The 10,899-nt window shown below is 41.6% G+C and carries 12 protein-coding genes; 8 read left to right on the forward strand and 4 right to left on the reverse strand.

Annotated elements, in window-relative coordinates; genetic code table 11:
• Nucleotides 1–94 precede the first annotated feature (94 nt).
• From ACIPK1_RS17335 to ACIPK1_RS17345, 3 genes are all read right to left on the reverse strand, one after another.
• Nucleotides 95–928, reverse strand: coding sequence for an undecaprenyl-diphosphate phosphatase (locus ACIPK1_RS17335; protein WP_005236259.1), 834 nt, complete (start codon nt 926–928; stop codon nt 95–97).
• Nucleotides 929–1,076: 148 nt separating this feature from the next.
• Entirely contained in the window at nt 1,077–1,781 is a 705-nt protein-coding gene (locus tag ACIPK1_RS17340) for a histidine phosphatase family protein (protein ID WP_005236258.1), read from the reverse strand.
• Between the two features lie 34 nt (nt 1,782–1,815).
• A complete protein-coding gene (locus ACIPK1_RS17345; RefSeq protein ID WP_400451392.1) occupies nt 1,816–2,436 on the reverse strand; it encodes an MBL fold metallo-hydrolase in 621 nt (206 codons plus the stop codon).
• 98 nt (nt 2,437–2,534) lie between these two features.
• On the opposite strand from ACIPK1_RS17345, the gene ACIPK1_RS17350 reads away from it, so the two are divergent.
• The 3 genes from ACIPK1_RS17350 (at nt 2,535) to ACIPK1_RS17360 (ending at nt 6,512) form a co-directional block, all read left to right on the forward strand.
• On the forward strand, nt 2,535–2,948 hold the full coding sequence (locus ACIPK1_RS17350; RefSeq protein WP_242691913.1) for a GNAT family N-acetyltransferase: 414 nt from the start codon (nt 2,535–2,537) through the stop codon (nt 2,946–2,948).
• Between the two features lie 278 nt (nt 2,949–3,226).
• A complete protein-coding gene (locus tag ACIPK1_RS17355; RefSeq protein ID WP_005236248.1) occupies nt 3,227–3,763 on the forward strand; it encodes a hypothetical protein in 537 nt (178 codons plus the stop codon).
• Between the two features lie 259 nt (nt 3,764–4,022).
• Nucleotides 4,023–6,512: an ATP-dependent DNA helicase gene (locus ACIPK1_RS17360; protein WP_400451393.1), complete on the forward strand. Its 2,490-nt coding sequence runs from the start codon at nt 4,023–4,025 to the stop codon at nt 6,510–6,512.
• Between the two features lie 93 nt (nt 6,513–6,605).
• Here ACIPK1_RS17360 and ACIPK1_RS17365 read toward each other — a convergent pair whose 3' ends face one another.
• Nucleotides 6,606–7,097 carry a YajQ family cyclic di-GMP-binding protein gene (locus tag ACIPK1_RS17365; RefSeq protein WP_005230187.1) on the reverse strand — a complete coding sequence of 164 codons (492 nt, stop codon included), beginning with the start codon at nt 7,095–7,097 and terminating at the stop codon, nt 6,606–6,608.
• A gap of 153 nt (nt 7,098–7,250) precedes the next feature.
• Between ACIPK1_RS17365 and ACIPK1_RS17370 the strand changes: the two genes are divergently transcribed.
• The 5 genes from ACIPK1_RS17370 to ACIPK1_RS17390 all read left to right on the forward strand — a co-directional run bounded on the left by ACIPK1_RS17370 (nt 7,251) and on the right by ACIPK1_RS17390 (nt 10,634).
• Complete coding sequence (locus tag ACIPK1_RS17370; protein WP_005236241.1) at nt 7,251–8,186, forward strand: YitT family protein; 936 nt, start codon at nt 7,251–7,253, stop codon at nt 8,184–8,186.
• Nucleotides 8,187–8,260: 74 nt separating this feature from the next.
• The gene (locus tag ACIPK1_RS17375; RefSeq protein WP_005231940.1) at nt 8,261–8,590 is read left to right on the forward strand and encodes a metal-sulfur cluster assembly factor; all 330 of its coding nucleotides are present in this window, start codon (nt 8,261–8,263) and stop codon (nt 8,588–8,590) included.
• 202 nt (nt 8,591–8,792) lie between these two features.
• Nucleotides 8,793–9,731, forward strand: coding sequence for a dihydroorotate oxidase (locus ACIPK1_RS17380; RefSeq protein ID WP_087664183.1), 939 nt, complete (start codon nt 8,793–8,795; stop codon nt 9,729–9,731).
• Nucleotides 9,732–9,788: 57 nt separating this feature from the next.
• Entirely contained in the window at nt 9,789–10,310 is a 522-nt protein-coding gene (locus ACIPK1_RS17385) for a GNAT family N-acetyltransferase (RefSeq protein ID WP_086332346.1), read from the forward strand.
• A gap of 138 nt (nt 10,311–10,448) precedes the next feature.
• Entirely contained in the window at nt 10,449–10,634 is a 186-nt protein-coding gene (locus tag ACIPK1_RS17390) for a hypothetical protein (protein ID WP_005236216.1), read from the forward strand.
• Nucleotides 10,635–10,899: the final 265 nt, after the last annotated feature.

Here is a 10,899-nt window from a genome sequence, read left to right on the forward strand (position 1 = left end):
AAGTAAGATAACAAAAAATCTGAGCCAGAATGAGGTTCATTCTGACCCAGATTTGATTTTGCACAACTCATCAGTCCTTATTGACAAAGAGCCCTTATAATTGGATCAGCCAATAGCCGATCAAAATGATTCCTAAAACGATACGATACCATCCAAATACGGTAAAATCGTTACGCTTGATGTAGTTCATCAAGAAACGGATCGCGATGATCGAAACGATGAATGAGACGATGGTTCCTGTTAATAAGATGACGGTTCCTTGGAAATCAAAGGCATTGCCATCTTTCAAAAACTTGAAGATTTTCAAGGCACTGGCACCAAACATGGTGGGAATACCTAAGAAAAATGAAAATTCAGCAGCAACATAACGAGAAGCGCCGATCATGATAGCACCTAAGATAGTAGCACCAGAACGAGAAGTTCCTGGGATCAATGCCAATACCTGGAACATGCCGACAATCAAGGCCGCTTTGTAGGTGAATTTGTTCAAATCGGTACATTTCGGTGCTTTATTCTTGTTTCGTTTTTCAACTACGATAAAGCCGATCCCATAAACGATCAAGACGATCGAAACGGAGAAAAAGTTGTAGAAGTGCGCATCTAACCAATCATCTAACGGCAATCCGATAATAACCGATGGCAAGACCGCAACAATAACTTTAAACCATAACGTCCACGTATCTTTTTTCTCTATTTCATTTTTTTGTGGGGAAAAAGGGTTCAGTTTATGGAAATATAAGTAGACGACTGCTAGTATCGCGCCCAATTGAATGACAACATTGAACATCGTCATAAATTCGGGGGTAACATTCAAACCGATAAATTCGTCGGCAAGAATCAAGTGACCAGTGCTGCTAATTGGCAGCCATTCCGTGATCCCTTCAATGATCCCAAATAAAATCGCTTTTATAAAATTTGTAAAAAACATTGGTCCAGTCCTTTCTATGACAAAATACAACTCTTAGTATACCGTTTCCTGATTCGAATACCAATCTTTTTCCTAAAAAAAGAGGGCAGTTTTTAAAACAAAAACTGCTCCTTTCTTGAAGAAATTGATTAGCCGTCAGAGGTTTCTCTTAGGACAAAAGCTCTTGAGAGAGCGCTAAGCCTTTTTTGATGTATTCTGTGTTACCAACTTCGGCGATGGTAAAGCTGCCGTCTTCGTAGATCAGTCGAGTGACCGAACCATTTTCAATATCCATACGAACATTGTTCTCATCATTGATCAGATGCAAAAGAAAAGCGATCGTTAAGCCGTGAGACACAACTAACGCATTGCCGCCGCCTTTTTTCTCAACGCGATAGGCGATATCTTCAAACCCTGTTTTGACACGTTCGGTCAAAACATCAAAGGTTTCCGCCCAATTGGCTGTATCGGCGTGGTAGATCGCATTGGCGATCGCCTCAAACGTGACATGATTAGCAATCATCTCATCATAATCAGGAAAATCAAGAATCCGCGGCAGAACGCCCCACATTTCTGCATCATAGGCCCCTTCAAGGGAGCCAAAGCACCATTCACGAATCCGTTTGTCGATGTGATAAGGGATCTCCGGTCCTCTGACATGTTCACCCAGTATCAGACGCATGGTTTCAATCGCTCGACCGCTGTCACTGGATACTGCTTCTACAAAATCCACATCGCGTAACCCAAGGCCTAAATAGTGGATGCCTTGTTCACCGGTTCGAGTCAATGGTGTGTCACACCAGCCTTGCACCCGCTGCAATGTGTTAAACATTGTTTTTCCGTGACGCACGACATACAATTCCGTCTTTGCCATAACTAGTTATTCCTCCTTTTGATTCGTCATACGTTTATGCGTTAAAAAACGGATTGGTCCGTTTCTCAATTTCGATCGTTGTTGGTTCTCCGTGGCCAGGATAGACCGCCATTTGATTCGGTAAAACAAAGAGTTGCGTTTGGATGCTGGTCAGCAATTGTTCCAAATTTCCGGTTGGCAGGTCTGTCCGACCAATGCTACCTTTAAATAAGGCGTCTCCGGAAACGACAAAATTATCAAAAATAAAACTGACGCTGCCAATGGAATGACCCGGGGTTGCAACAACCTTAAAGGACATGCCAGCTATCTCGTACTCTTTCAACTCTAGCTCGAATTCAGCTGGACGTGCGGTGATGGTTCCTAATTCAGGATGACGGCCAGAAAGGTTTTTCATAGGATCACTTAGCCATCCTTGCTCAAGCGGACTCACGTAAACGAGGATCTGATAATAATCCCGCAAATGGTCAACTGCGCCGATATGGTCATAATGAGTGTGGGTCAATAAAATCGCTGCTGGTTTTGCGCCTGTTTTTTCGATCTCAGCGATCAATCTCGCTGCTTCTGCTCCAGGATCAATAATCAACAAAACATCTTCTTTCCAAATTAGGTAACAATTTTCTTGAACGGGTCCTGTCACTAAACCAATGATTTTCATGCTAAAACCTCCTAGGATCACAAATACTTGTGTCTGACTATAAGTATAGCTTAAAGTATAAGAGGAAACAAAGAAAGGTTTTTAGGAGTGAAAAATTAATGATAAAAACGATAAACGCAGAAGACAATCGTCAGGCAGTCTGTCAATGGCTAAATCATTCAACGAAAAAAACAGAGGCAGTGAGTGCCTTTTCCGATCAAGAGCAGCTTTCATTTGCTTTTTTTGACAATCAGGATCAACTTGGTGGGGTGATTGGGAAACGGACAGGCAATACGATCCATATTCAATTGATAGCAGTTGATCCAAGCCATCAGAATCAGGGGATCGGGAAACAATTGATAAAAGCACTTTTTGATCACGGTAAAAAAGCGGGGTGTCGTTCCGTGACGGTTACCACCCAAGACTACCAAGCGCCGCAATTCTACCAAGCAGTCGGCTTCGAACCGTTTGCTGTGCTTACGGATACACCTGTGCTTGGCACGGATAGGCTTTACTTCGTGAAGATGCTGTGATCAACCTTTGGCAGGCAGGTGATAAGGATAACCAATAGTTTGATGAGAGAAAAGCTTAGAATTATTGTGGGAATTCGAAAATTTTTCTAAGAAACCGCATTAGCAAAAAACTGCTGTTATACTAATTAAAATAAGAAAGCGTTGATTCGTTTGAAACGGGTCTAGTTTTTGACGAAAGCATGAACATTCTTCGTGACCAACTTCGAGGAAAGTGTGTGATCTGTATCTTGCGTTAGTTTTGATTGGTATACCTCAACTCTTTGTAAGAAGGTGTTTTTATGAAAAAATCCCTGCAATTTTTTTTCACTCTATGCTTCGCCGCGCTCGCTTTAGTGAGCTGTGGCCAAGAGGAGCTAACCATCAACGATTCGAAAGAAGTTTCTGAAACTGTTACTTCCGCCTCAAAAACGGTTGAAAATGGCGACCTTGATTTGATGCTGATCCAAGATGAGAGTGTCATCTTTCCGCAAAGCCAAGGGGTTTATGATTTTCATGAGAATGAGTTGACGATCGTTAAGCAGTATTTGCCGATGGCAGATTTAGAAGATAGTTCAGCCAGCTTTAGTGATGTTGCCTTGTATGAAGGACAAATCGAAAGTGATTTTCAGCGTCATTTTTCCCATTCAGAGGTACAGTTGTCCAACGACCCTTATCAAATTTATGAGATCACCTATCAAGATGCATCATACACGGTTGAAGGGAAGCATTTGACGATCAAAGCAGATGGACGGACCTTTGAGTTCACCTTAGATCTAGACAATCAACAAGCTTTTGACCAAAATGGTGTCAGTTATGATATTCAAGTCGATCAATAAATATCTTTCAAAAAATAGCCCTGCTTTACTTGCTTAGGTGAGTAGAGTAGGCTTTTTTGTAAATCCTTCGCCAAACCCATTTTCTGGAAGAAAAAATGAAGTCAATTATCTGATGAGTAGGTGTTTTGTTGCAAGTGGTTTTTTCATGGTGATAAAACCTGTTTGGATAGGATACTCTCCGCAGAGGATGAAAAGCTGTTTCTGTTCGCTTTTCCAAAAGTAATCTATCCGCTATAATGGCAAACGAGAAGGTGAACACGTGTATAAAGGAAAAGTTGCGGTTAGAAAAATCGTAGAATTTATTTTGCGCCGAGGCGATATTGATAGCCGCAAAGTCAGTAATCATACCGCGCAAGAAGGCGCCCGTATCCATCGCCAACTACAAAAAGAGGCTGGGGATGCGTATCAAAAAGAAGTCTTTTTCAAACGAGAAAGCCAAATTGAGAAAGATTCGATCACTGTCGAAGGACGTGCCGATGGTCTCTTTTTTGATGCAACTCTTAATTCTTGGGTGATCGATGAGATCAAAACTTCAGAACCAGCGTTCGAAGATATCCCTGAAGATCAAATCGATTTGTTTTTTGCCCAGGGAATGGTTTATGCTTATTTGTTTTTACTACAAGAAAATGAACAAGCAGCGCTTAGTGACAGTGAAAATCAAGAGAAACCAGAAGCGGAACCTACTGCTGAAGGTAATGATCCGAAGAGACCCATCGATCGAATCGCCGTACAATTGACTTATTATCAAACCACTGAAAAGCTGACCACCCGTACGAGAAGAACATTTCAGTTTTCAGAATTAGCTGTTTTTTATGAAGAATTACTTCAGGAATATCATAAATGGTTAGTTTTTCAAGAGAATTGGCGCCGTGTCCGCAATACGTCTTTGCAGCTGCTGTCTTTTCCCTTTGAAACCTTTCGCAAAGGGCAACGAGAGTTAGCAGCAGCGGCGTATAAAACACTAAAAAATGGCAAGCGACTTTTTGCGGAAGCGCCAACTGGAACTGGAAAAACCATGTCAACGCTGTTTCCCGCATTAAAAGTGCTAGGGGAAGAAGGGGCTGATCGGGTCTTTTATCTGACGGCGAAGACGATCACCAGACAAGTGGCCGAAGATGCACTGAGCAAGTTAGCAGACAACGGTAGTGAAACCAAAAGTGTCACGATTACCGCCAAAGACAAAATCTGTTTTTTAGATGAACGAAACTGTACGCCAGAACACTGTGCGTATGCGCAAGGCTATTACAATCGAATCAACGAAGCATTATGGGATCTGTTGCATCACGAGAACCAAATAACCCGAGAAGTGATCGAGACCTACGGAAAGAAACATACGGTCTGTCCCTTCGAGCTTTCACTGGATGTCAGTGTCTTTTGCGATGTCATTATTGGTGATTATAATTATTTGTTTGATCCCACCGTTTATTTGCGAAGATTTTTTGAGGAGCCGGATGAAGAATATTTCTTTCTAGTGGATGAGGCCCATAACTTAGTCAACCGTTCCAAAGAAATGTATTCGGCAACCATTACCCGGCAGCCATTTAAGGAATTAAAGAAGAAACTATCCAATGACCAGCAAAAATTAAAACGCGCCCTAAACAAAGTTGACAAAGAATTTGCGGCTATTGCTCAAATAGCAAAAGAGGAAGAGTGGGAATATCACCATCAAGCAGCTCCCCATGAAACGATGGTCAATCAGCTCTACAAAGTAGCTGAATTGATGAAGGAATGGTTGCCGGCAAATCCTGAGCATGAATTGCAAGAAGAAGTGCTGCAAGTGTATTTTGAAGCTAACCATTATTTGAAGATCAGTGAATTTTATGATGATCACTACGAAACGACGGTGGAGATCGACCGCTATGATATCAAACTACGGCAATTTTGCATCGAACCAGCGCCGTTTTTGGAATCTGTGTTAGATAAGGGCAAGGCCAGCCTGTTGTTTTCTGCGAGCTTTACTCCTTTGTCCTATTATCAAGAGGTGTTAGGAGGCGGCAATGAAGCTTTGCGCTATCGCCTGCCAAGTCCTTTTGATCCGAAAAATCAGGGGATTTTTATTGCAGACTATATCCAAACAACGTATCGCCAACGTGAAGCCAGCATTCCTGCAATCGTTGATGCAATCCAGCAAATGACCGCAGCGAAAGCGGGAAACTATATGGTCTTTTTCCCTTCTTATCGTTACTTGGATGATGTGGCGGCAGCATTTTCCCAACAGGTGCCAGAGGTGGAGGTCTTGATTCAGGGGACAGCCATGAACGAAGTAGAGCGCGAGGCGTTTCTTGCACAGTTTCAATCTCTTGAGCGGCAACGATCATCCTTGCTAGAAACAAGTCAAGACGGACAAGAGAGCCAGCCAAAAACATTAGTGGCATTTTGTGTCCTTGGAGGAATTTTTTCTGAAGGGATCGACCTAAAAGGCGATCGCTTGATCGGTGCAGCAGTGGTAGGAGTCGGACTGCCGCAAATCAATCACGAGCAAGAATTGATTCGGGAATATTACGATGAGAAAAAGGCAGCTGGCTTTGCGTATGCCTATCAGCTGCCAGGGATGAATAAAGTCCTGCAAGCAGCCGGTCGAGTGATCCGGGATGTCAGCGATCGCGGCGTGGTGTTATTGCTGGATCAACGTTTTCGGACACCGCGTTACCAAGAACTTTTCCCACTGCACTGGCAGCATGCCTTAAACATTCGTCGGCCGCAAGAGTTATCAAAGGCATTGACTCATTTTTGGCAAGAAAAAAACTAGAAGCAGAGCTTTCAGGAGAGGTTGTGCAAAATCAGCGGGTAAGGCCGATTTTGCCTAACCATCACGTTAGACTCTGTTCTAGTTTTTTTTTGATTAGCGATAATTTGTAAACTGTAAATCGATCGTCAGGGGCAGTTTACGCAACAATTGGATCACTTCTTGCAGATCGTCACGACTTTTGCCGGTTACCCGAATTTGATTGTCTTGAATTTGAGTTTTAACTTTTAGCTTGGCGTTTTTGATCGCTGTCGTTATTTTTTTGGCGTTTTCTTTATCGATCCCATTGATCAATTCTGCCGTTTGACGAGCTTTTGCCCCCAAGGCATGCTCCGTTTCGCCAAATTGAATATTTTTCGTTGGTACATTCCGTTTGATCAGCTTCGCAAAGAGCACATCTTTGATTTGCTCCAACTTAAATTCGTCATCTCCAACGATCGTCAGTTTGCCCTCAGTCATCTTGATTTCTACCGTGGAGCCTTTAAAATCAAATCGGTTTTTCAATTCTTTTTCCGCCTGTTGAATGGCGTTTTTCACTTCTTCTGTGTTGATCTCAGATACGACATCAAAACTTGCTTCTTTTGCCAAAATCAATCACTCCTCTCATCTCTTACCTATGATTTTAACATGGAGGCGAACGATGCGGGAATCAAAAGTAAATTTTTGCAAATAATTGTTTCATTTTTTCACACAAACTGCTATTCTTTGGAAGGAGATTTTTAGTGAAGGAGCTAGATCATTGTGAGTAAGTTATTAACGAAGCACGAACAATCAGAACGATTGAAAAAAATAGGGGTTATTTTGCTGTCAGGTATCACCGCAGCCATTGCTTTAAATTTCTTTTTGATTCCCGCAAACGTTCTTTCTGCTGGGATGAACGGGGTCGCCCAATTGATCGTGGCACTTGCCTTGGAACATTTTGGCGTTCACCTTAGTACAGGGCTGTTTATTTTCCTATTAAACTTGCCTATCTTTGTTCTCGGGTTCATCAAACTCGGGAAATCATCGACACTATTGAGCTTTATCAATGTCGTTGTCGTTTCTGTCTTAACGATAATCCTTCCACAAGGAGCAATCACTGACAATATTTTGGTTAACGCTTTGCTCGGTGGCGTACTGTTAGGCGTCGGCGTTGCGTTTTCACTGAAAATGGGTTTTACCACCGGCGGAATGGATATCCTTTCGTTGATATTATCAAAAACGACTGGAAAAACGGTCGGTAAATATATGTTTATTTTAAACGGCATCATTGTCATGGTCTCAGGTTTCGTCTTTTCTTGGGAAAGTGCCTTGTACACGATCATTTCGATTTTCGCAATGAGCTACGTGGTGGACATGCTGCACACAAGTCATCAAAAGGTAACGGCGATGATTATTACGACCAATGCGGAAGCTGTTGGGAAAAATATTTCTAAGCATGTGTTTCGCGGCATGACTTTGTTCCCCTCAGTCGGAGGCTATTCAGGCGTACCGGGCAATATGATCATGATGGTCGTGACCCGCTATGAGATCTACGATTTAGAACAAGCCGTTTTAGAAGCAGACGGCAATGCGTTTATTAACTTTGTGCCGACCCAATCGATCACAGGTCGTTTTGCGACAGATGATGAACAACGGACCTTTAAAACGACGGGGGTCTTCCCAGAACTGAAAATACACAAGAAAAGCCGTCCATAATCAAGGATCGTCCATTTACAAATCTTGCAAAAGAAGGTATTATTTGAAACAAGAATTAAAGGAGGTCTTCAACCGTGGCATATACTGAAGTAGAAGCAGAAGCAATCAAAGAGCGTGTCTTGGCTGCCTTGGAAACCGTGATTGACCCTGAGTTGGGGATTGATATAGTGAATCTAGGCTTAGTTTATGAAGTCGAATTTGATGCAGAAACAGGCAATACCGTAATCAAAATGACCTTAACAACAATGGGCTGTCCCTTAGCCGACGTATTGACTGAATCGATACACGAAGCACTAAGCGATATTCCAGAAGTCAAAAATCCAGAAGTAAAACTAGTCTGGTATCCCGCTTGGACGACTGATAAAATGAGTCGGTATGCACGGATTGCTTTGGGGATTCGTTAAGGATTTTATCGTAGAAAATAAATGTCTTAGGCTCTTTTATCAGCTGAATAAAGTTGATAGAAGAGTCTTTTTGGATTTAAGTTGGATGCGTGTCTTTAACTATCTTGCTTTTAGTCAGTGCTTGCAGAAAGTTTGCGAAGATTGCATTGCATTTTCAGAAATGAAACGGTAAACTAGTTGGAAAGATTGGAGGAATGAATCAATGTTAGCTACGAATTTTGGGAAATATACATACAAAAATCCGTTTATGAACGCCTCAGGAGTCCATTGTATGACGATCGAGGAATTAGATGAATTAGCAGCGTCAGCAGCTGGGTCATTTGTCACGAAGAGTGCAACACTAGAAGCGCGTGCCGGAAATCCAGAACCACGTTATACCGATTTACTGTTAGGAAGCATCAATTCGATGGGATTACCAAATCTAGGGGTGGACTACTACTTAGACTATGCCATCAAAAAACAGCAGGAAGTGACCCAGCAAGCGCCCTTCTTTTTCTCTGTCGCTGGTATGAGCGTGGCTGAAAACATTGAGTTATTGAAGAAAATCCAAGAAAGTGATTTTGAAGGAATCACAGAGTTAAATCTTTCTTGTCCAAACGTGCCAGGAAAACCCCAAGTTGCCTATGATTTTCCTTTGACCGATCAAATTCTGGAAACCGTCTTTGGTTTTTTCACAAAACCTTTAGGTGTCAAATTGCCGCCATACTTTGATTTGGCGCACTTTGATGAGATGGCTAAGATATTGAACAAGTATCCGTTAACTTATATCAATTCAATCAATAGTATTGGGAATGCTTTATTCATTGATCCTGCTACTGACTCAGTAGTTATCAAACCAAAAGATGGGTTTGGCGGTTTGGGAGGCGAATATGTGAAACCAACGGCATTAGCCAATGTGCGGGCTTTCTATACACGTCTCAAGCCAGAAATCAAAATTATCGGTACTGGTGGGATTCGTAATGGTCAAGATGCGTACGAACATTTGTTATGTGGCGCTTCTATGTTGCAGATCGGCACAGAGCTGCAAAAAGAAGGACCGGTGATCTTTGAACGATTGACGAAAGAATTAGCAGCGATCATGAAAGAAAAAGGGTATCAATCAATCAGTGAGTTCCAGGGGAAATTAAAAACGATTGATTAAGAACGACTTTGAATGCTTTACTATCCGCTTCTTTTTATAGAAGAAAGGTGGTTTTTAATGGAGAAGTTTCGTAAAACAACGGAGGATGATCTGGTTGAGTTGATGGCGCTTTTTGAAGAAGGCATTGCTTTCTTAAAAGCACAAGGATCTCCGCAATGGCAAGATGGGTACGGTCCTAAAGAAAATCAAATCAAAGCAGATATTGCCAATGGTGAAAGCTATGTGTTGGTGAAAGATGGAAAAATCGCAGCGTCTGCAGCGTTGGTTTCTGGTGATGATCCTGTCTACAACGCAATTACCGGCGCAGGGTGGGATGGAAACGGTCCATATCTATCCATTCATCGCGTCGTTGTCAGTTCTCATTTTAAAGGGCAAAAGTTAAGCGCCAAATTGCTGCAAGCTCTTGAAGTGGTTGCATTAGAGCAAGGAATCGTTGATTTACGTATCGATACGTATAAAGCTAATATTGGTATGCAAAAGAATATTCAAGCAGCTGGCTATCAATACAAAGGGGAGGTAACATTCCCTTTTCCGAACGGAGAGCGATTGGCTTTTCAAAAACGTTTGACCGCAAGCTAAGCATTCTATTCCATTAGTGTCACTTGGCTGAATTAATGGAATAGTTGTGTCAAAGTGAATTTTTGGTATGAAAATGCGGATAATGGTTGTCAGAATCCTTTCGGCTTGCTAAGATAAGCACGTAAAGGACGGTGCCAAATGAAGAAAAGAATCAAAAAGAAAAAAGCTTATAAAAAATATATCCATGATATTTTTGCGGGTTATGAAGAAATGCTTGAGAATCCAGCGATCAATGAGAAGAAGTTTTCTTATCTGAAAGAAGAAACAACCTTAAAACGAGACGATCAAAATCAGATCCGTTTTCGTACGATCGATATTGATTAAACTACCTATTTTGGGTAGTTTTTTTGTTTATCTCGACTTAGTTGAAAATATTTCAGAAAAAAGCTTGCTCTTTCATTCTTAGAATGATAAAGTATTCAACGTTGGCAATTGAGCCAGCGGGTCAAAAAAGCTTTTGAAAAAACTTCAAAAAAGACTTGACCAAAAATGAAACAGATGATATTATAACGAAGTCGCAATTTTAAAATAGTTAATCGACGTTGATACATCAACAAAATTAATTAAAAAAAGTTGTTGACAAATAACA

Origin of the sequence: Enterococcus sp. NPDC086594, assembly GCF_044746145.1 — a bacterium.
GTDB lineage: Bacteria > Bacillota > Bacilli > Lactobacillales > Enterococcaceae > Enterococcus_D > Enterococcus_D entomosocium.